Below are 21,400 nucleotides of genomic sequence, written 5' to 3'. Positions count from 1 at the left end.
CATTGTATCTTTCACGCATGAGAAAGCGCATAGACGTATAGACGTCTGTGCGTCTTTTGCGATCCAGCGCACTTTTCAATCGCGTTACAAGGGAATACGCTCGGCTCATTCCCGGGCAACCATTTGCCTTGGGAAGACGCGGCCGGTCCGCGTCGGCGAAGGCGGTGCCGACGCTTTCGCGCACGACAAACAGGGGAACCACAAAACTCGAGGGAGACGATCCATGACGTATCGCAAGTCGTTGCTGTGCGCGGCTGTCCTGTGCGCGCTTTCAGCACCTGCCGCCGTATTCTCGCAAACCGCCGCGTCCGCGGTCGCCGATATCGACACCACGGAGGCACCACGGATCACGCAGGCGGTCGATGCCCGTCAACGTGTTGCCATTGCCGGGAGCCACATCCCGCTGGTCGATGCCGTCGCCGCGACCTCCGTCGCCACCGACGACCTGCCGATGAACCACCTGCAGCTCGTGCTCAAGCGCAGCGCGAAGCGCGAAGCCGCCTTGAAGAAGGTGATCGCCGAGCAGAACGACCCCTCCTCCGCCCGCTTCGGTCGCTGGCTCACCCCGGAAGCCTTCGGCAAGAGCTTCGGCGTCACCGACGCCGATCTCGCCACCGCCGTGTCCTACCTCACGGCCCAGGGCTTCACCGTCAACGGTGTCTATCCCAGCCGCATGCAGATCGACTTCTCGGGTTCCGCCGGGCAGGTGCGCAACGCCTTCGGCGTGCAGGAAAAATACTATGCGGTGGACGCGAAGCAGCACCTGGCCAACGCCGGCGACGTGACGATTCCCAAGGCCTTGAGCGATGTCGTCGCAGGCGTGGCCGGCCTGACCGACCTGCGTCCGCAGGCGCAGCACACGCCTTTCGTGCATGCCGCGCGCGATCCGTCGGGTACGGGCTTCATCCGCAAACCCGCCACGGGTACCTCCGCCGATGTGGCCGCGGCCAAGGCCAGCCCGCAGCTGTTCCCGTTCAACGACACGATACGGCTGCTGACCCCGTACGACATGAGCGTCATGTACGGCACCGCGCCGCTGATCGCCTCCGGCATCACCGGCAAGGGCATCACCGTGGCCGTGGTGGAGGACGCCGACATGCCCAAGGCGGACTGGGACAACTTCGTCAAGACCTTCGACCTGGCGAAATACGGCGGTACGTACGCCCTGGTCAATCCGCCGGCAGCGGGCCTGTCCAGCACCAACTGCATCGACCCGAACGTCAGCGCCGGTATCGAGGAGGAATCCGGTGAAACGCTGCTCGACGCCGAATGGGTCACCGCCATGGCCCCCGGCGCCACGCTGAAGGTCGCCACCTGCGACGACTCCGGCACGAACAACTTCTTCGGTGGCGTGTACACCGCGGCGAACAACCTCATCAACGGCGCCGACCGGCCGGACATCATCAGTGCCAGCTACGGTTTCGACGAACTGGACGTGGACGTCGCGACCAAGATCGCCCTGGACGGCATGTGGCAGCAGGCCGCCGCCGAAGGCATCTCGGTGTTCGTTTCCACCGGCGATTCCGGCGTGAACACGGGCTACAACGGGTCGGCATTCATCACGCTGGGCATCAGCGCCAATGCGCTGGCAACCTCGCCATACGTTACCGCGGTGGGCGGCACGGATACGGCCGATGTGCTGGACAAGACCACGGCCACGTATTTCGCGGCCAAGCCGAACAGCGTGCTGGGCAGCGCGTTGTCCTACGTACCCGAGATCCCGTGGAACGAGTCCTGCGGCAACGGCGTGGCAGCCAAGGCCAACGGCTATGCCAGCGCAGTGAAATTCTGCCAGGCACAGTACGCCAAACTGGGCCGCTTCAACACGCCGTTCACGGCGGAAGGCTCCAGTGGCGCGCCTGCGTTGTACAACGAGAAGCCGGCATGGCAGGCCAAGGTGCACGGCGCATCGAAGGACGGGGCACGCGACATACCTGACGTGGCCCTGTTCGCCGGCAGCTACGGTAATGTCACCTACGCGGTGACGTGCGATTCCAGCGCGCTGTGCGCGCCGGGCCTGCCCAACGGAGCCGACGGCAGCGGTGGCACGTCGCTGGCATCGCCCATGTTCGCGGCCATCCAGGCCCTGGTGAACCAGTCCACCGGTCGCCGGAAGCAGGGTGTGGCGGCGACCACGCTCTATGCCCTGGCCGCAAACGAGTACGGCACCGCCGACGGCGCGGCGCCCGCCACGCTGGCCGCGTGCGATGCCGACAAGGGCGCCACCGGCACCGCCGGTTGCGTGTTCCACAACATCACCCGCGGCGGCATCTCGACCAACTGTTCCACGGGTGCCGACAACTGCTATGCCTATACGGGGCCCTACGGACTGACCTCGATCACCACGAAGAAGTACAAGGAGGCCTACCCCGCGCAGCCTGGCTGGAGCTTCGCCGCCGGCCTGGGCTCGGTCAACGCCGCCAACCTGGCCAAGGCCTGGAAGGCATACAACAAGCAACACTGACGAGGCCCCGTCCACGGCGCGACACGCCGTGGACGGGATCGTGGTGCGATGGCGGCGCATTGAGCACGCCGGTGTTTTGTGGAACCCTCGGTATTCGTTGCCGTGAGGATGTCCGCATGCAGGCTGCTTCGCCCGTGTCACGCGTTCGCCGGCTCGTGCCGGCACTCTCCCTCTTCCTGGCCGTGCCGGCGATAGCCGCGTCGCCGCAGGCGACGCTCACCGTGGCGAACGGCGGTCGGCCCGTGCTGACGGTGCGCGATCCTGGCAGTGCCCTGCCGATCACCATCGCACTCGGCCTGAAGACGACCGCGGCGGATCTCACCCAGGGGCTGACCCTCCAGCGCACCACCGAACACCACGGCATCGTCGAGCACTACCGCATGACCACCGGCAAGCGCCTGCAGCGCGAGGCCACCTTCGACGAGACCCGTTACGCACTGCGTAACGCCATGGGCCAGCAGCTCGATGTCGTGCTGCGCACGGCACCCGATGGCATTGCCTTCCGCTACGAACTTCCCGGCGTGCACCAGGCCACCGTTACCGGTGAAGCCACCGCCTTCGCCGTCCCCGCCCACTCGCCCGCCTGGCTGCTGCCATACGGCCCCCAGTACGAAAAAGAACGCATCCAGACGACGGCAGGCACGGCGGCCGCCGGCGACTACGGGTACCCCTCGCTGTTCCGGCTGGGCGGGCACTACGCCCTGATCACCGAAGCCAATGCCGATGGCCGCTACGACGGCAGCCGCCTGGTCCATGCCGCGGGTAGCGGCACCTATACCCTCGCCCTTGCCGATCCCCGCGTCGACAGCCAGGGCGTGACCCCGTGGCGCGTGGTGATCGCCGGCGATCTTGCCACGGTCACCGCATCCACCCTGGTGGACGACCTGGCCGACCCGGCACGCTTCGACGACACCGCGTGGATACGGCCCGGCCGCGTGGCCTGGTCGTGGCTGAGCGAGCACGACAGCCCCTCGAACGTGCAGCGTCAGCGGGCGTATGTCGATTTCGCCGCGCGAAACCGTATCCCTTACGTGCTCGTCGACGAAGGCTGGAGCGACACGTGGGTGCCCGACCTGGTGCGCTATGCGAACGGCAAGGGCGTGGACATCCTGCTCTGGTACCACTGGTCGAAGCTGGACACGTCGAGCAAGCGCATGGCGGAGCTGACCCGGATCAAGGGCTGGGGCGTCAAGGGCGTGAAGATCGACTTCATGGAATCCGACTCGCAGGCCCGCTTCCGCTGGTACGACGATACCCTGGCCGACACCGCCCGCCTGCACCTGATGGTGAATTTCCACGGTGCCACCATCCCCCACGGGCTGGCGCGCACCTGGCCGCACCTGATGACGATGGAAGGCGTGCGCGGCGCGGAGAACGATCCGCCTGTCGCCGGCAACACGATCCAGCCGTTCACGCGCAACGTGGTCGGTTCCATGGATTACACGCCGGTGGCCTTCGACACCGGGACGCAGAAAGCCAGCATCGCGCACGAAGTGGCGCTACCCATCGTCTTCGAGTCGGGCTGGACGCATCTGGCCGACCGGCCGGAGGCGTACGAGCGTCGTCCGCTGGCCCTCGCCTTCCTCAACCAGGTGCCCACCGTGTGGGACGACACGAAACTGATCGCCGGCACGCCCGGACAGGAGGCGATCATCGCGCGGCGCAGCGGCGACCGCTGGTTCATCGGCGCAATTGCCGCGGGGCCTGCCCGGCGCCTGACCGTGCCGGTGGCATCGCTCGGCACGGGCCCGTGGCATGCGGATATCGTGCGTGACGGCCATGACCGGAGCGACGTGGCACGCAGCGCGCAGACGCTCGCCGCGGACGGCACGCTCGCCTTCGACGTGCCGCAGGACGGCGGCTTTGCGGCGGTGCTGTGCCCGGCAGCGACGGCCACCCCGGACGATGGCTGCTATCGCCGATGACCGTTACGACGCCTTCGGCGCCTTGTGCTTGCGGGTATACGCCTGGAAGGCCTCGATGGCCGGGTCGCGGCGCAGGAGCTTGGAGGCGGGATCGACCGTGAACGTCGCGCCCGGCGGCAGGGCCACCTCGCCCTGCCCCGCAGTCATCGGAAGCGTTACCACGTTGTCCCCGATACGCACCTCCACGGGCAGCGGGAACGGACCCTTGCCCGGCACCTGCCAGGCGAGGTGCAGCTGCTGGCCTTCGCGCGTCACCTTCAGCTCCGGCAGGGCCGCCTGGTAGAGGTACACGTCGAAGAACCAGCGCATGTCACGGCCCGTCACACGGTTCACGATGTCGATGAAATCCTTCGTGGTGGCGTAGCGCGGCGCGAACTGGCCAGGCACCGGATGATCGGTGCCGTAGACCAGCTCGCGGGTCGCACGGAAGAACGCCTCGTCGCCGATCAGCCCGCGCAGGGTGTGCAGCATCAGCGCACCCTTGTTGTAGATGTCCTGCCCCGGGCCGCCGCGGGTGTCGTCGTAGACGTCTTCCTCGCGGCGCGGCTTGCCGGACACGATGGGATGCTTGTTGTCGATGCGCGCGCGCAGCTGCATCAGGCTGGCGAAGTAGGCCTGGCTGCCGCCCAGCGATCCCGCGTACAGCGGCTGCATGTACGTGGCGAACGCCTCGTGCAGCCACATGTCGTCCCAGTTGGCGTTGGTGACCTGGTTGCCGAACCACTCGTGCGACAGCTCGTGCTGCAGCAGGTCGTCGTAGCCGTAGACATTCTTCGCATAGGCGTTGCCATAGGCGTTGATCGTCTGGTGTTCCATGCCCTTGAACGGGGTTTCGGCCACGCCCATCTTCTCGCCGCCGAACGGATACGGTCCGACGGCGCTTTCGAGGTAATCGAGCATGGCGGGAAACTCGGCGAACAGGGCCTTCGCCTGGCTCTCGTCGTCCACGTACCAGTAATGCAGCGGCACCACATTACCGAACCGGCTGCGATACGACGCGGACAATTCGCGATACGGCCCGATGTTGAGCGCCACGCCGTAGGTGCTCACATCGTGGCTGCGCCAATGGTAGGTACGCCTGCCCTCGGCCTCATCCATGCCCATGGCCACGCCGTTGCCCACCGCCACCAGCGGCGCCGGCACCGTAATGTGCTCGTCGACCACCTGCGGGCGGCCCATGGGGTGATCGATACACGGCCAGAACAGGTCGCAGCCCTCGCCCTCCACCGCGGTCGCCACCCAGGGCATGCCGTTCGGCGCCTTCGTCCAGACGAAGCCGCCGTCCCACGGCGCGTGCACCGCCGTATGCGGGCTGCCGTGATACACCACGCGCACCGTGGTCCGCGCGCCCTTCTCCAGCGGCCGCGGCAGGTCGATGGACAGTCGTCCGTCGGGATTGCGCCAGGTGGCGCTCGCCAGTGCCTTGCCATCGACCTCGACACGGTCGATCGGCAGGTTGCGATCCAGGTCCAGCACGATGCGGCGCAACGGTGCCGTCACCCCGAAGGTCAGCCTGGCATCCCCTTCGATCCAGTGCCGCACCGGGTCCACGCGGATGCCGAGGTCGGCATGCTCGAAGGTCACCGCCATCTGCTCGGGCGCACGCGCCGCCCCGGAGTTGCGGGTCAGGTCGGTTAGCGGCGGCGGTGCCGGCGGCGTCGAGGGCGTGCATGCCGCCGTCGCAAGCGCGACACCGGCACCGAACAGGAGGGGAATACGCATACGTTGAGCGACCGTCGGCGAGTGAAATGTGCGCGGCCACCATACCCAGATGCCGCGACCCCGTCCTAGGTCGAAAGACGGATGGTAATTACGCGCGAACCCGCCACGTCGCCGGAAAGAACGAGGGCGTAGGAGCCCACGATGTGGGCGAAAAGCCAACAAAGCGAAGACGCGGCACCATCCATCGCCCCGCGTCGCGCCTATCATCCTGCGTCTACGGCGAATAAGACCGAGATTCGCTTCGTAGACGGGAACGCTCGCTCGCATGTTACCCAAGGCCTCCCTCGCCCTAGAAACGCTGAGGGCTTCGCCGACATCGTCGGCTCCTACACCGCCTATGCACCGCGATCCGCTACCATCGCGACCTTCCTCGCCAGCGCCCCTTCCCCGATGACCGACAACTCCCAGGACTACGTGGCATGGCTGCTCGAGCGCTCCATGCTGGAGAAAGCCCGCGAACGCGCCAGGCTCTATGGCGGACAGGCGCGCCTGTGGGCGTATCCGTATGCGGAAAGCCGCGGGCGTAGCGCCTCGGAGATGGCCTCGGTGTGGTTCACCGCCTATCCGGCCTCGCTGGTGACGCGCCCGGGGCAGTCGGTGCTGTCGGCGCTAGGCGAGCACGATTTGTGGCACGCGCTTTCGGTACTCGGCGTGCAGGGCATGCACGTGGGCCCGACCAAGGAGGCCGGTGGCCTGCGTGGACGCGAGAAGACGCCGACCATCGACGGGCATTTCGACCGTATCGGCCTGGACACCGACCCCGTGTTCGGCACCAGCGCCGAGTTCTCCGACATCGCGCGTATGGCGTCGGTGTTCAGCGGCATCGTCATCGACGACGTGATCCCGTCGCATACCGGCAAGGGCGCCGACTTCCGCCTGGCGGAAATGGCCTATGGGGACTACCCCGGCCTGTACCACATGGTGGAGATCCGCGAGGACGACTGGACGCTGTTGCCGGACGTGCCGGAAGGCCGCGACTCGATCAACCTCGGGCCGCTCACGGTGGACGCGCTGCACGACAAGGGCTACATCGTCGGCCAGCTGCAGCGGGTGATCTTCCTCGAGCCGGGGGTGAAGGATACCGACTGGAGCGCCACGGCGATCGTCACCGGCGTGGACGGCAAGCCGCGCCGCTGGGTGTACCTGCACTACTTCAAGGAAGGCCAGCCGGCACTGAACTGGCTCGATCCTTCCTTCGCTGCGCAGCAGCTGGTGATCGGCGACGCGCTGCACAGCCTGGACGTGATGGGCGCGCGTGGCCTGCGCCTGGATGCCAACGGCTTCCTCGGCATCGAGCGTCGCGCCGGCGGCCCGGCCTGGTCGGAAAGCCATCCGCTGTCGATCACCGGCAACCAGATCATCGCCGGCATGGTGCGCAAGGCGGGTGGCTTCAGCTTCCAGGAACTGAACCTCACCGTGGACGACATCGCGGCCATGTCGCGCGGCGGTGCGGACCTGTCGTACGACTTCATCACCCGTCCCGCCGTGCAGCATGCCCTGGCCACCGGCGACACCGAATTCCTGCGCCTGATGCTGCGCACCGTGCACCAGCACGGGATCGACCCGGCCTCGCTGATCCACGCGATGCAGAACCACGACGAACTGACCCTGGAGCTGGTCCACTTCTGGACCGCCCACGCCACCACGCCGTTCTTCTTCAAGGGGCAGACCATGCCCGGCGCGCTGCTGCGCGAGCAGATCCGCGAGGCCATGTACGAGCGGCTCAGCGGCGAGCACGCCCCGTACAACCTGCGCTTCGTCACCAACGGCATCGCCTGCACCACGGCCAGCCTGGCGGCGGCCGTGCTGGGCCTGCGCGACCTGGACGCGCTGTCCGCCGAGGACATCGAGCAGATCCGCAAGCTGCACCTCCTGCTGGTGATGTTCAACGCGCTGCAGCCGGGCGTGTTCGCCATTTCCGGGTGGGACATCGTCGGTGCGCTCACCCTGCCCGTGGACGACGTATCCTCGCTCATGGGTGACGGTGACACGCGCTGGATCAATCGCGGTGCGTATGACCTGATGGAGCTGGACCCGGAAGCCACCGTCTCCGGCCAGGGGCTGCCCCTGGCACGCACGCTGTACGGCAGCCTGAAATCGCAGCTGGAAGACACCACCTCGTTCGCCAGCCGCGTGCGCCGCGTGCTCACGGTGCGCCATGCCACCGGGTTGGCCAGCGGCCACCAGCGGCCCATTCCGGACGTGGAAGCCGCGGGCCTGCTGGTGATGCTGCATGACCTGCCCGCCGGACGCGGCGTGCAGATCACCGCCCTGAACTTCACTGCCGAGCCGATCGACGAGCGCCTGGTGCTGGAGAACGTGGGAGCCGGTCCGGTCGTGGACCTGCTCAACGAGACGCTGGAAGGCGACGTCGGCGAGGACGGCGTGCTGGACATCCATCTCGACGCCTACGAGGGTCTTTGCCTGCGCATCGTCAGCGTATCGGCGCCGCCCGGCTTCTGAGCGCTGCCACTCACTTGAGCACGCCGGCCTCGATCGGGAACGGCTTGAGGCGATGGTCCTCACGCATGCCGTCACGCAGGTCGATCTCGATCCCGCGCGTGACGGCCGTCATCGGCACGTCGTTGACGCCGTTCTCGAACGGGTCCTGCAGGTCGTTGCCCGATTGCAGCAGGCCGAGGAACAGCACGCCGGCCACCGTCGAGCCCAGCGGGGTGTACAGGCCCAGCTGCTCTACCAGGCCGAACGGCAGCAGCGCGCAGAACAGGTGCGTGAATACCACCGGATAGACGGAGTACTGCTGCGGCAACGGCGTGTTCTTGATCCGCTCCATGCCGCCCTGCGCGTTGGATATCTCGGCCAGCGTGCGGGCGAAGGCGGCGCGGATGATCGAATCCGGCGCCGCATCGCTCAGCAGCGCGCCCGTGCGCAAGGCGATCGCGTTGGGCGCATTGGCTACCGTATCCAGGTCGGCCAGCTCCTCCTCGGACAACAGGCCGACCAGTTCGTCGCGCTCCTTCTGCCGGCGCAGGTGCAGCCGCAACGCGTGCACATAGGCGATCTGGCGATAGGAGATCTCACGCGCCACGCGGGCGTCACCCAGCAGCGTCCACGCATCGCGAACCAGCGTGCGCGAGCAGTTGACCATCGCTCCCCACAGGGTGCGTGCCTCCCACCAGCGCGCATAGGCGGTGGCATTACGGAAGCTCAGGTAGATCGCTACCGCGGTGCCGAACAGGGTGAGCGGCAAGGCGGGAAAGTTGTCCCACCCTGCCTGCGTGCAATACCACGCGGCCGTGACCAGCACATCCCAGCAGAACAGGATGAGCAGCGGCACGCCGACATAGCGGGAAAGATGACTCACATGGGCATGACCGGGAACCAGCATCGGGGTGTCCTCCTGGGTGACGATCAGCTGTTGTGCGCGGCAGCGCGCGGCGTGGTGTACGCGCCGAAACCGTCGGATGCGGTCGGCAGGCGGTTCTGATGGGTGTGCGGCGACGGACGGCCACCCTCGGTGACGGGTGCGTCGTCACGGCCCTGGGCAAGCGCCACGGCCATCGCCAGGGTCAGCGCCATCACGGGGGCCACCTTGCGTACGCGCAGTCCACGCACCAGCAACAACGGCACCATGCCCAGCGCGACGGCGCTGCCGAACCATTCGGCGATCAACAGATCCATGCGTCGCGGCGGGTCGGCCGCGACGACGACGGTCGCGCACACCGCCAGTACGAGCATCAGCGGCAGATGCGGACGCACTTGGGCGAGCGCGGGAGCGATGTGATCGGGAGGACCGACGGTGGGGTCGGCGTTATCCGTGCGATCGGGGGACAGCTGCTGTATCGGCATACGCAATCCGGTGGCGGTGGGGACGCCCCGAACTTGCAAGACCCCGCGTGGCGATGGCAACCCCGGGTTGGCGACGGCATTCAGCGAAGGCCCGGGTGACAGGTAACGCCCCTGTTACGGACGTCCATGCGAACCGCGTCGCCATGCGGCATCGCAGCATTCGCACCCGTGAAATAGACGTCCATGTCACGGATGCGAGCGCTGCCAGTCGTTCAGCCAGGGCCTGAAATACGTCGCTCCGGACGTCCGGAGCGACGTGAGGTTCTTCTGAACGCTGGCCAGTGCATGTGGCTCAGGGCGCCGCCGGTGTGACCCGCCACACCGTATCGCCCACATCGTCGGCGATCAGCACCGCACCGTCCTTGTCCTGCACGATGCCCACGGGAGCACCGTAGAGTTGCTTCTGGTCGTCGGAATAGAAGCCGCTGACGATGGTCTCTGGCTTGCCCTGCGGCTTGCCATCCCGGAACGGCACGAAGACCACTTCGTAGCCGCTCAGTGGCGAGCGATCCCAGCTGCCGTGCTCGCTGATGAAGGCGCCGTTGTGGTACTTCGTCGGCAGTGCGTTGGCCTGGGTCAGCAGCAGCCCCAGCGGCGCGACGTGCGAGCCGATGGCGTAATCCGGCCGGATCGCCTTGGCCACCAGGTCGGGGCGTTGCGGCTTGACGCGGGTATCCACATGCTGGCCGTAGTAGCTGTACGGCCAGCCGTAGAAGGCGCCCGGGCGTACCGAGGTCAGGTAATCGGGCACCAGGTCGGCACCGATCTCGTCGCGCTCGTTGACGATGGCCCACAACGTGTTGCCCACCGGATCCCATTGCAGCCCCGTGGGGTTGCGCAGGCCCGCCGCGTAGATCCGGCTGGCGCCCGTGGCCACGTCCACCTCGAGCACGTCCGCGCGGCGATATTCCACGTCCAGGCCGTTCTCGGTGATGTTGCTGTTGGAGCCGACACCGACATACAGCTTGGTCCCCTCCGGGTTCGCCTGCAGGGCCTTGGTCCAGTGATGGTTGATCGTGTCGGGCAGGTCGGCGAACACGGTGGGCGCCGCGGCGATATGGGTCTCGCCCTCCGTATACGGGAAGGTGACGATGCCGTCGGTGTTGGCCACGTACAGCGTGTTGCCGATCAGCTGCACGCCGAACGGCGAGTTCAGCCCGTCGACGAAGTCGTGTTTCTCCCAGGCGCCCTGCCCTTGCCCTTGCCGGCGCAACAGGGTGATGCGATTGCCGCCCTTGCCACCCTTGCCGGATTGATCCTTGACCAGTCCCGCCATCAGTTGCTTGGGCGTGGTGACCGGTTCGGTGCCCGGGCCGTTGGATTCCACCACCAGCACGTCGCCGTTGGGCAGCGTATAAAGCTGGCGCGGATGCATCAGGCCGGTAGCGATGGCCTCGATGGCCAGACCGGGTGCCACGTGCGGGATCTGCCCCGGCTTCCAGCCGGCCTTGTCGGGCACCTGCATCGGCGGGACGAGGAAGTGCCGCGGCGCGGGCAGCGAAGGATCCGCGCCGGACTGGTCCGGCGGCGCCAGCGAGGCTTTTTCGCTGCATCCCGAGAGGCCGACCAGGCAGGCCAGGGCAAGGCTGCTGAGTGCGAAGGACTTAGTCATGGACGATCACTCCGTGGTCGTTCGCGTACACCGCGACGAGGATATGGGCGACGGCCAGCAGCAACACCGTCACGGCAGACAGCCAGACGCCCATCGGTACGGCGGCATAGGCGTCGCGGGTGTGGACGAAGGCGTTGACGATCGCCACGACGATCGCCACCAGGTTCAGCCAGAAATCGATACGCGCACCACGCCATAGCGCATGGCGCGAGGTAATCCATACCTGCACCAGGTTGACCAGCCGGGGAACGATAGCGAACAGCAGGCCGAACACGATCAGCCACGCGGCACCCTTGATCCACAGCAGGACGCCGGTGTGGGCATAGGTCGCATCGAAGATCAGGGCGGCCACGAAGCAGCCGAAGGGGATGGGATTGAGCAGGCCATAGAGCGTGGTGGCCACCACGTTTCGCTGCGACACGACGCGGGAATGCATGATCGAGGGTCTCCCTGGATGGTTCGGATGGATGACGCACGGGCCATGCTGGTCCGCGTCGTGTCTAGGCCATGTCTGCTGCGCGCCCTTCCCATGCATACCCGTGACAAGCGATCATCGCGCCGGGATCATAACGAGGGGTGGGGATGTCGGAGCATGGCCAGGATCAGCAGCTGGAGCGGCTGACGTTTTTTTCGGATGCGGTATTCGCCATCGCCATCACGCTGCTGATCATCGAGGTGCACGTGCCGCATCCGGCGGCGTCCAGCGATGCGGCGTGGCTGGAGGCCCTGGTGGAACTGATACCCCAGCTGGCCGGCTTCTTCCTCAGCTTCGTCGTCGTGGGCGCGGTCTGGGCGGCTCACCATCGCGTGTTCGGCCTGTTGCGCCACTACGACCCCTCCATCGTGTGGCCGAACCTGTTCCTGCTGATGGCCATCGCCTTCACGCCGTTCTCCACGGCGTTGATGAGTGCCCACCCCGTGGAACGCGTGCCGGAAGTGTTCTACGCGACCAGCCTGCTCATCGCCGGTCTGCTGCAGTACCGGCTGGTACGCAAGGCATTGCGGCCACCCTTCCTGGCGCCGGGTGTGAATGACGACACCGTGGCCGTGCTGCGTCGTCGCAGCCTGGCGATGCCGTCGATGGCCCTGCTCTCGGGCATCCTGGCGATGTGGTGGCCAGGGCGCAGCAACATCCTGCTGGTGCTTACGCCGCTGGTGGTGATGCTTTATGCGCGCATGGGGAAGCGCAAGGTCACCGCCGACGAGGCCTGACGCCGACCGGCGGCGAGGCTCAGGTGCGCTTTGCCGGGTGCGACGGCCGGGAGGCAGGTGCCACCTTGGCGGCATTGTTACGCGGCACGCAGGCACCGGACGCGTCCACTACGCGTACGACGCAGGCACCGGGATGCGTGGCCGCGGCGACGTTGTAGGCGCTGGTGCGATCCTCGCGCAGCTGGGGCTCGGGTGACGGATGGTCGGGGCGCTTGGACATGAGCGTGGCACTCCTTGGCCGCCGGGCGTGCCCCGGCAACCCCTACGCTGCGCCTTCCCGCGTTAGCTTGCCGTCAGTGCCGCAGGTACACCACCTCTACCCGGTGCTCCGTGCCATCGTCGACCAGCGGTATGGCCCCGTCGGCGACCAGAATGCCGTCGACGTGAAGGCTGCCGGCCTCCCCGTCGGCCGCAGGGCGCAGCGCGATGACATAGCCGGACCCGCCGTGGCGATAGCGCATGCCATAGCCGGGCCACGCCGCGGGCACGCGCGGTGCGATCCACAGCCGATCGCCCTCGCGACGGAGGCCCAGCAGCGTTTCCACCAGCAGGCGGTACATCCAGCCGGCGGAACCCGTGTACCAGCTCCAGCCGCCGCGCCCCACATGGGGCGGCACGGAATACACATCCGCCGCGATGACATAGGGCTCGACCTTGTAGCGATCGATCGCCTGCGCGTCGCCCGTGTGGCTGGCCGGATGGATCATCTTCACCAGTTCCCACGCGCGCTCATGGCGTCCCATCTGCGCGAAGGCCATGGCCGCCCACACCGCGGCGTGCGTGTACTGGCCGCCGTTTTCGCGCACGCCCGGCACGTAGCCCTTGATGTAGCCCGGGTCCATGGCCGACCGGTCGAATGGCGGATCGAGCAGCCGGATCATGCCGGGGTCCTCCAGCACCAGGTGCCGGTCCAGCGAGGCCATGGCCTGCTCGCGCCGCTCGGTGCCGGCCACGCCGGACAGCACGGACCAGCTCTGCGCGATCGCATCGATGCGGCACTCGTCGTTGGCGGCGGACCCCAGTGGCGTGCCGTCGTCGAACCAGGCACGGCGGTACCAGTCGCCGTCCCAGGCCTCGGCGTCGAGCGCCCGTGACAACGTATCGGCTTCCGCCAGGCAGCGCCCGGCAAACGGTGCGTCGCCGTGGCCTCGCGCGGTGACCGCGAACTCGCGCAGCACATGGACGAGGAAGAACCCCAGCCAGACGCTCTCGCCCTGCCCGCCTTCACCGACCTTGTTCATCCCGTCGTTCCAGTCGCCGCCGCCCATCAGCGGCAGGCCGTGCCGGCCCCGTGGCATGGCGTGCTCGATGGCGCGTACGCAGTGCGCGTACAGCGTGGCACGCTGGCCGGACGGACGGGCCTGGTCGTACCAGGATTCCTCGCCGTGTCGCAGCGTACGGCCTTCGATGTACTCGATGGACTCGTCCAGTACGCCGGTGTCGGCACTGGCCTGGACGTATCGGCTGGTCGCCAGCGGCAACCACAGGTAGTCGTCCGAGCAGGTGGTACGCACGCCGCGGTCGCCGGGCGGGTGCCACCAGTGCATCACGTCGCCCTCGGCGAACTGATGCGCCGCGCATATCAGCAGTTGCGCCCGGGCCATGGCCGGTGCCGCATGCTGGGTGGCCATGGAGTCCTGCAACTGGTCGCGGAAACCGATGGCGCCACCGGACTGGTAGTAGCCGCTGCGCGCCCATAGCCGCGCGGCGATGGTCTGGTAGAGCAGCCAGCCGTTGGCAAAACGGTCGGTCGCCGCATCGGGCGTGCTGACCTGCACCGCACCGAGCGTCTGCCGCCAGTGCTCGCGCACGGCGGCCAGCGCGCGTGCCGCCGAGCCGTCGTCGCGGAAGCGCAGTACCTGGCCGCGCGCGTCCACCTCGTCCACGCCCATGCCCAGGCGGATCACCACGTCGCGCGATTCACCCGGTGCCAGGGTGATCGTCGAACGCAGCACGCCGCAGGGATCCAGCCCCGCGCCGACGCGGTTATGCCAGCCGGCACGGCGCATGCCCAGGGGGCCACCGGTGTGCCCATTGCGGCCGAGGAAGCCGGTACGGTCGCCGCCGACGTCGCGCTCCGCGTCTTCCACATCGAGGAACGCGACGCGATCGGGGAACTCGCTGTTGTACGCATTGCGCGCGAACAGCGCGCCCGTCGACGGATCGATCTCGGTGACCACGTGCATGGCACTCTTCTCGCGCACATCGCCGAGCAGCCATTCCACATAAGCGGTGATCGACAGCCGCCGTGCGTCGGCACCGCCGTTGGTCAGGCGCAGCACGTGGAACTTCACCGACGCATCCAGCGCCACGAAGACCTCCAGGCGCGACGACAACGTGCCTTCCGTGTGCTCGAACACGCTGTAGCCGAAGCCGTGGCGCGTGGTGTATGTGCCTTCACCGCGCATCGGCAACGGGGTCGGGCACCAAGTGTGCCCGGTGGCTTCGTCGCGCAGGTAGATCGCCTCGCCGCAGGCATCCTCTACCGGATCGTTCTGCCACGGCGTCAGACGGCAACCATGGGCGTTCTCCGCCCAGGTGTAGGCACTGCCGCTTTCCGAGACCACGCTGCCGAACGACGGATTGGCCAGCACGTTGCACCAGGGCGCGGGCGTGGTGGCGCCGGGCGCCAGGGTGATGACGTATTCCGTGCCGTCGGCGGAAAAGGCTGCCGAGACGGGCACCGCCGGCACCGGGGCGGGACGCCTGCGCGCCGGCCAGGCCGGCTCGGCGGCCGCGGCACGCTCACCGATACGGTGTCGCTCCATCTGCTCGTGCAGCGACCCCAGGGTGTCCACCACCACGATGCAGGCGCTGGCCTCCATCACCAGGCGGTCCTCGTGGGACAACGACTGCGCGGCACGGATGAACACGCCGCCGGGGCGGTCCAGCAGGTTGGTTTCCGCACCGGTGGCCAGCAGGCCGGTCAGCGCATCGTGCAGCGTCTGCCGGTAACCCGTGCTGTCCTCGTTCCAGATCACCAGGTCCACGGTCAGCCCGCGCTGCCGCCAGTACGCCGCGGCACGGACCAGCTCGCGCGCGATGTCCAGTCGCGCGATATCGCCGATGCGCAGCAGCACGATGGGCAGGTCGCCCGAGACCGCCTGCCCCCACAGGCCCGACTGGCCGCGCCGGTTGGCCGCGATCAGCTCCGGCTCGGCGCGCAGGGCGAGGTTCGGGTACAGGATGGACGTCGCCATGTGCTCGTAGAGCTGCGCGTCCACCAGCGTGGCGTTGGCCTGGCGCAGCAGCACCTGGCTGCGGGTCCAGGCCAGGTCGAACGTACGGTCGGCCAGGTAACGATCGCGATACTTCTCGATCAGGCGCAGGCACCCCGGGCGCGTGTCGGCCACGCCGGTCACGAAATCGAGCGTGGCGCTCTGTTCCGGATCGAGGGTGATCCGCACGCGGATGGCGACGATCGGGTCCAGCACCGCGCCGTGGCCACCGGAGAGCGCATCGTGACCGGCATCCATCGCCACGGGGCTCGCCGTACTGCGACCGCGTCCGATGAAGCGCGCGCGGTCGGTCTCGTACGAGATCGCATCCACGTCCGCATCGTGCACCGCGACCATGTGGCACATCGACGGCGGTGTCTCGTCCGCCGAACGCGGCCGGCGGGTGCACAGCAGGGCCTGCATGGCCGGTACGATCTCGGTGGTGACGAACAGCTTGCTGAAGGCCGGGTGCGCCGCGTCGCCGCGCGGGTCGGCCAGCACCACTTCCGCGTAGCTGGTCAGCTCGACCGTGCGCCGCGTGTTGCCACGGTTGGTGATGCGCGTGCGCCGGAGTTCGATATCGTCCTCGGGCGATACCACGATCTCGGTATGCGTTTCGAAGCCGCGCTGGCGCACGCGGAACTCCGCGCGCGACTCGGCGAAGATCGCCTCGAAGCGATCGGTGTTGCGCGCCACCGGCTGGTACGCCGTGGACCAGACATCGCCCGATTCCGGATCGCGGATGTAGCAGAACATGCCGTCGCTGTCGCGCGTGATGTCCTCGCGCCAGCGCGTGACGGCCATGCCGTCGCGCCGGCTGTAGCCGCCGCCGGCGCTGCTGACCATGACGTGGTAACGGCCGTTGGACAGCAGTTGCACGGCCGGGCGCGGCCGGTCGGGGTCGGTGAACAGGCGCAGGCGGGCTTCCGGCAAGGCCGGTGCCGTCGCCACTTCGCCCAGGCCCGCCGTGTGCAGGTATTCGGAGGCCATGCGCGGCACGCGCTCCTGCAACAGCAGGCTGGTCGCCATCATGCGCGGGTCCGACTCGAAGCGCTTCTGCATCGGCCGGTCCAGCAGCACGTGACCGATCGCCAGCAGCGACATGCCCTGGTGGTGCGCCATGTACTGCCGCACCACGGCGGACTCCTGGCCCGGGGGAAGGCGCGAGGGCGTGTAATCGACCGCCTCATACAGGCCGAAGCGGCCGGCCAGGCCGGCACGCGCGAGCCGCCGCAGGTTGTCGGTAGCCGCGGCGGGCGCCACCATCAGGGCCAGCACCGACGCATACGGCGCCACCACCAGGTCCTCGCCCAGCCCACGTTTCAGGCCCAGGCCCGGCACGCCGAAAGCGCGATACTGGTAGGTCATCTGCGCATCGACCGCGTGGTAGCCCGATTCGGACACGCCCCACGGCAGGTTGCGTTGCCGGCCGTATTCGATCTGCCGCGCCACCGCGGCGCGGCAGGTCTGCTCCAGCAGGCTGCCTTCGTACGTCGGCATGACCAGCATGGGCATGAGGTATTCGAACATCGACCCCGTCCACGACAGCAGCACGGGCGAGCCGCCGGTGCTGGTGAGCAGCCGGCCGAGCGAGAACCAGCTCTCCTGAGGCAGCTGGCCCTGGGCGATGGCCACGAACGTGGTCAGGCGCGCTTCGGAGGCCAGCAAGTCGTAGAACGACGCGTCCAGCGTGCGCCGTTCGACATCGAAACCGATCGACAGCAGGCGGCGATGGGCGTCGTAGAGGAACGCGTGGTCCATCACGGCCAGTTCGCCGGCCAGCGAGGCCGTGGCCTCCAGGGCCCGCAGGCGTGCCGTGGCACGGTCAGCCTGCGCGGCATCGGCCGTGTTCGCCGCCCGTTCCGCCAGCGTGGGAATGGCCTGGCCGTCGGTGGCCGCGTCGTACCAGAGGCTCGCCTCTTCGTGCAGCTCGTCGCACAGTAGGGTCAACCGCGAAAGCCAGAAGACGCCTTCGTCGTCGCCGAAAGATACGGTGTCGGGTGCCTGGGCGGTTACCTCGCGCAGCCGCTCCTGCTGCACGGTGACGAACGCGAGCACGTCGCGCATGCATGCCGGCGGGGCCGGCATGGCGGCCGCCAGCTCGCTGGCCCACGCGGTCAGCGGTGCACGGTGGCCTTCGTCCGTGGACTGCGCCAGCAGTGCCACGGTGTCGCGCAACCCGGCGATGGACGCGTTGCGGAACACCGGGGCCTGGGCGACGTCGAGCAGGCCGCGTTGCAGGGTCAACAGGTGGCCGGCCAGGTTGCCGCTGTCCACGCTGGAGACGTACAGCGGACGCATCGGCGCCAGCGTGGCGGTGTCGTACCAGTTGTAGAAATGGCCGCGATGCCGTTCGAGCCCCTGCATGGTGGCCAGCGTGTTCGCCAGCCGTTGTACCAGGGCGCCGGCACCGAGGTAACCGAAGTCGTAGGCGGCCAGTCCGGACAGCAGGCCCAGGCCCATGTTGGTCGGCGACGTGCGCCGGGCCAGTTGCGCCGACGGTGCCATCTGCACGTTGTCCGGTGGCAGCCAGTGGTCGTACGGGCCCATGTGCGTTTCGAAGAAGGCCCACGTGCGCCGCGCCAGCAGCCGCAGGAAGGCGTGATCGGCCTCGCTGGGCGCGAACGGCTTGCTCACCTGCGCCCGGCTGATCCACCAGGCCAGTGGTGGCGACGCCAGCCAGGCCAGCAGCCAGGGCAAGGCGATCGGCAAGGCCGACGGCCGCACCAGGGCCAGCAGCACGGTCAGCGCGATGGCAGCGACCGGTCCGGCCCACAGCGCGCGCCAGGGAATCTGCCGCGTGCCGCGGCCCTGTCGTTCCACATCGGCGGACGAGCGCCATTCGAGCAGGTGCCTGCGGCTGACGCATACGCGCCACAGCGACCGAACGATCGCATCGACGCTCAGGCGCGCCTCGTGCGGCAGCCAGGCGATCGCCAGGCCGAGTCGCAGCGCGTGTTCGCCCGCCGCACGCGACTGCACGCTGGCGTGCTGCTGCCAGGCGACGTCGTGCGGCTTGCGCGCGGCGTCCATCAGCGCCTGCAACAGCACCGGCACCACCATCATGGCGAGGATCGCCGCCGTCCAGGTCAGCGCCGGAGCGATCCACAACCACCCGGCCACCAGCAGGGCCAGCGCGGCCGGAGCGACCAGGCTGCGGCGCAGGTTGTCGAACAGCTTCCAGCGCGACAGTGCGCTCAGGTCGTTGGCCACCCACCCGTGCGGGCTGGGCACCGTGGGCAACAACCATGGCAACAGTTGCCAGTCGCCGCGCATCCAGCGATGGCGGCGCACGCTGTCGTCTGCATAGCGTTCGGGGATTTCCTCGAACACCAGCACGTCGCTCAGCAGGGCCGAGCGAACGAAGCAGCCTTCGATGAGGTCGTGGCTGAGCACGCGCTCGTCCTTCAGCCGCCCGGCCATGGCGCGCTCGAACGCATCCACGTCGTAGATACCCTTGCCGGTGAACGAGCCCTCGTGGAACAGATCCTGGTACACGTCCGATACCGCGCGCGTGTAGGGATCGACGCCGGCGTCCGCGCCGTAGAGGCGCGCATAGGCCGAGCGCGCCTGCGCCGGCAGCGCGATGCCAACGCGCGGCTGCATCAGGCTGTACCCGGCGATCACCCGGTTGCTGTCGGCGGCGAACACGGGGCGGTTCAGCGGATGGTCCATGGCGGCCACCAACTGGTGCGCGGCTTCGCGCGGCAGGTGGGTGTCGGTGTCCAGCGTGATGACATAGCGCACGGCGTGCAGTTCGGCGATCCGGCCCACGATCAGCAGGAAACGCCCGGCGCCTTCGCCGCGCAGCAGCGCATTGAGGGCGGCCAGTTTGCCGCGCTTGCGATCGAAGCCGATCCAGCGCCCCTGCGTGGGGCTCCACTCGCGCGGCCGGTGCAGGAGATAGAAGCGGTCGGCGGCACTGGACGGGTACGTCGCGTTGAGCGCATCGATCCGGAGCGTCGCCTGCGCGAGGATGGCCGCATCGCCGGGCATCACCGCCTGGTCGGCATCGGGGAAGTCGGTCAGCAACGCGAAATGCAGGGCATCGTCGCGATTGGCCAGGAAGCGCACTTCGAGGCCCTCCGCCACGTCGTCCGCGTCCTGGGGACTGCCCAGCATCGTCGGCACCGCCACCAGCGTGCGTGCGGCATCGGGCAGGCCGTCCTCGTAATCCATGCGCGGCAGGTAATCGGGCGCGGTGAGCAGCGAGGCGATCAGGTTGAGCAGGCTCAGGCCGAGCTGGCTGGCCACGACGATGCAACCCAGCGCAAGCACGGCCCGCTCCCACACATAGGCGGGACCCAGCGCCGCGGTGCCGACCAGCGCGGTGGTCAACGCACCGGTGAGCGTGAGGAAGGCCACCAGCGACCAGGCGAACGGCGCCCGGTCGAAGGCCTGCCGGCAGCGCGTGGCCAGTCGGCGCCGTGCGCCCAGCGCGCGTTCCAGCGCGGGACGTCCCGCGCCGACCAGGTGGTAACCCACGTGTCGCGCGGCGGGATGGGCGGATGTCGCGTCCGGTGCCTGGGCCGCCGCGATCGCGCGCCGTGCCACGGTCCGCTCGTCGATGCGCGTGGTGCGCGACAGTTTCTCCACCGCGTGCCGGTAGCGATCGCGGCTGGCGAAGTCCATGGCGGGATAGACACCCGACGGGTCTTCACGCAGGCAGCTTTCCACCAGGCTGGCTGCCTCCACGAAATGGCGCCAGTCGATCGTGGCCAGCGAGCGCAGGCTGCCGATGCTGTTGCCGACCGACACCTGGTGCATGGCTTGCTGCTGCGATTCCGCCTGGACCAGGTGATCGGTGCTGCGTCCCGACTCGGCCAGTCGTTGTTCCACCCAGCCCAGCGGCATGGCCAGCGCCGGCCCCTGCCCTTGCAGGCGGCGCACCAGCTCGGCGACGAACGGGGCGCTCATCACCGGCGCCGAACGTGCCATGTCCGCCACCACCAGCACCACGTTCTTCGGATCCTCCGCGGCCATGCGCGTCATTGCGTCGGCCCAGCGCGTGGCCCGGCGGCGTCGCGAGCGATCCAGCGTCACGCGCACGGCGATGCGGCGAAGGTTCTCGATCAGCGCCAGCCGCAGCATGATCGGCACGGCCCACAGCTCACCGAGGCTGAGCGGCACTACCGTCTGGTAGGCGTCGAGGAAGCGCGCCAGTCCGGCCGCGTCGATCCGGCCGTCGCCGTGGGAGATGACCTCCAGGGCGATGTCGTAGACCCGAGGCAGCCCGCTGGACGGTCCGCCGTCGAGCTGCGGCAGTTCACGGCTGTAACCCTTGGGGAAATCCTTTTCCGCGGCGCGGACGTGTTCTTCCATCACGTAGAGGTTGTCGAGCAGCCACTCGCCCGCGGGCGTGGTGCCCTCGCCGCGCTTGCCGGCGGCCATCAGGCCACGGCAGGCATCCACGATGACGGTCTCGTTGTCGGCCAGC

Annotated in this window: 11 protein-coding genes; 4 read left to right on the top strand and 7 right to left on the bottom strand. The window is 68.3% G+C overall.

Annotated elements, in window-relative coordinates; genetic code table 11:
- Positions 1-223: 223 nt before the first annotated feature.
- Together QRN34_RS15190 and QRN34_RS15185 are read left to right on the top strand one after the other, a co-directional pair.
- Positions 224-2,464, top strand: coding sequence for a protease pro-enzyme activation domain-containing protein (locus QRN34_RS15190; protein ID WP_285405712.1), 2,241 nt, complete (start codon positions 224-226; stop codon positions 2,462-2,464).
- A gap of 116 nt (positions 2,465-2,580) precedes the next feature.
- Positions 2,581-4,389 (top strand): glycoside hydrolase family 97 protein, encoded by a 1,809-nt coding sequence (locus QRN34_RS15185; protein WP_285405711.1) that lies wholly within the window; start codon positions 2,581-2,583, stop codon positions 4,387-4,389.
- A 3-nt stretch (positions 4,390-4,392) separates the two neighbouring features.
- Here QRN34_RS15185 and QRN34_RS15180 read toward each other — a convergent pair whose 3' ends face one another.
- Entirely contained in the window at positions 4,393-6,111 is a 1,719-nt protein-coding gene (locus QRN34_RS15180; RefSeq protein WP_285405710.1) for a M1 family metallopeptidase, read from the bottom strand.
- Positions 6,112-6,501: 390 nt separating this feature from the next.
- Between QRN34_RS15180 and treS the strand changes: the two genes are divergently transcribed.
- Complete coding sequence (gene treS, locus QRN34_RS15175) at positions 6,502-8,574, top strand: maltose alpha-D-glucosyltransferase (protein ID WP_285405709.1); 2,073 nt, start codon at positions 6,502-6,504, stop codon at positions 8,572-8,574.
- A gap of 10 nt (positions 8,575-8,584) precedes the next feature.
- On the opposite strand, the gene QRN34_RS15170 is transcribed toward treS, so the two are convergent.
- The 4 genes from QRN34_RS15170 to QRN34_RS15155 all read right to left on the bottom strand — a co-directional run bounded on the left by QRN34_RS15170 (position 8,585) and on the right by QRN34_RS15155 (position 11,969).
- Positions 8,585-9,460 (bottom strand): bestrophin family ion channel, encoded by an 876-nt coding sequence (locus QRN34_RS15170; RefSeq protein ID WP_285405708.1) that lies wholly within the window; start codon positions 9,458-9,460, stop codon positions 8,585-8,587.
- Positions 9,461-9,483: 23 nt separating this feature from the next.
- A complete protein-coding gene (locus QRN34_RS15165; RefSeq protein ID WP_285405706.1) occupies positions 9,484-9,921 on the bottom strand; it encodes a hypothetical protein in 438 nt (145 codons plus the stop codon).
- A gap of 292 nt (positions 9,922-10,213) precedes the next feature.
- Entirely contained in the window at positions 10,214-11,533 is a 1,320-nt protein-coding gene (locus tag QRN34_RS15160) for a sorbosone dehydrogenase family protein (RefSeq protein WP_285405704.1), read from the bottom strand.
- On the bottom strand, positions 11,526-11,969 hold the full coding sequence (locus tag QRN34_RS15155; protein WP_285405702.1) for a hypothetical protein: 444 nt from the start codon (positions 11,967-11,969) through the stop codon (positions 11,526-11,528). The genes QRN34_RS15160 and QRN34_RS15155 overlap by 8 nt, the downstream gene beginning before the upstream one ends.
- A gap of 146 nt (positions 11,970-12,115) precedes the next feature.
- Here QRN34_RS15155 and QRN34_RS15150 point away from each other — a divergent pair, with 146 nt between their 5' ends.
- Positions 12,116-12,745: a TMEM175 family protein gene (locus QRN34_RS15150; RefSeq protein ID WP_285405700.1), complete on the top strand. Its 630-nt coding sequence runs from the start codon at positions 12,116-12,118 to the stop codon at positions 12,743-12,745.
- 19 nt (positions 12,746-12,764) lie between these two features.
- On the opposite strand, the gene QRN34_RS15145 is transcribed toward QRN34_RS15150, so the two are convergent.
- Together QRN34_RS15145 and QRN34_RS15140 are read right to left on the bottom strand one after the other, a co-directional pair.
- Positions 12,765-12,965, bottom strand: coding sequence for a hypothetical protein (locus tag QRN34_RS15145; protein WP_285405698.1), 201 nt, complete (start codon positions 12,963-12,965; stop codon positions 12,765-12,767).
- 73 nt (positions 12,966-13,038) lie between these two features.
- The gene (locus QRN34_RS15140) at positions 13,039-21,375 is read right to left on the bottom strand and encodes a glycoside hydrolase family 94 protein (RefSeq protein ID WP_285405696.1); all 8,337 of its coding nucleotides are present in this window, start codon (positions 21,373-21,375) and stop codon (positions 13,039-13,041) included.
- Between the last annotated feature and the right edge of the window lie 25 nt (positions 21,376-21,400).

It is taken from the genome of Luteibacter sp. ME-Dv--P-043b (assembly GCF_030209605.1).
Lineage (GTDB): Bacteria > Pseudomonadota > Gammaproteobacteria > Xanthomonadales > Rhodanobacteraceae > Luteibacter.
This window is presented reverse-complemented; position numbering and strand designations above follow the sequence as displayed.

Coding starts and splice junctions, on each gene's coding strand:
- QRN34_RS15190 (WP_285405712.1), top strand. CDS start 224: ATGACGTATCGCAAGTCGTTGCTGTGCGCGGCTGTCCTGTGCGCGCTT.
- QRN34_RS15180 (WP_285405710.1), bottom strand. CDS start 6,111: ATGCGTATTCCCCTCCTGTTCGGTGCCGGTGTCGCGCTTGCGACGGCG.
- QRN34_RS15150 (WP_285405700.1), top strand. CDS start 12,116: ATGTCGGAGCATGGCCAGGATCAGCAGCTGGAGCGGCTGACGTTTTTT.
- QRN34_RS15145 (WP_285405698.1), bottom strand. CDS start 12,965: ATGTCCAAGCGCCCCGACCATCCGTCACCCGAGCCCCAGCTGCGCGAG.
- QRN34_RS15165 (WP_285405706.1), bottom strand. CDS start 9,921: ATGCCGATACAGCAGCTGTCCCCCGATCGCACGGATAACGCCGACCCC.
- QRN34_RS15160 (WP_285405704.1), bottom strand. CDS start 11,533: ATGACTAAGTCCTTCGCACTCAGCAGCCTTGCCCTGGCCTGCCTGGTC.
- QRN34_RS15155 (WP_285405702.1), bottom strand. CDS start 11,969: ATGCATTCCCGCGTCGTGTCGCAGCGAAACGTGGTGGCCACCACGCTC.
- QRN34_RS15185 (WP_285405711.1), top strand. CDS start 2,581: ATGCAGGCTGCTTCGCCCGTGTCACGCGTTCGCCGGCTCGTGCCGGCA.
- QRN34_RS15170 (WP_285405708.1), bottom strand. CDS start 9,460: ATGCTGGTTCCCGGTCATGCCCATGTGAGTCATCTTTCCCGCTATGTC.
- treS (WP_285405709.1), top strand. CDS start 6,502: ATGACCGACAACTCCCAGGACTACGTGGCATGGCTGCTCGAGCGCTCC.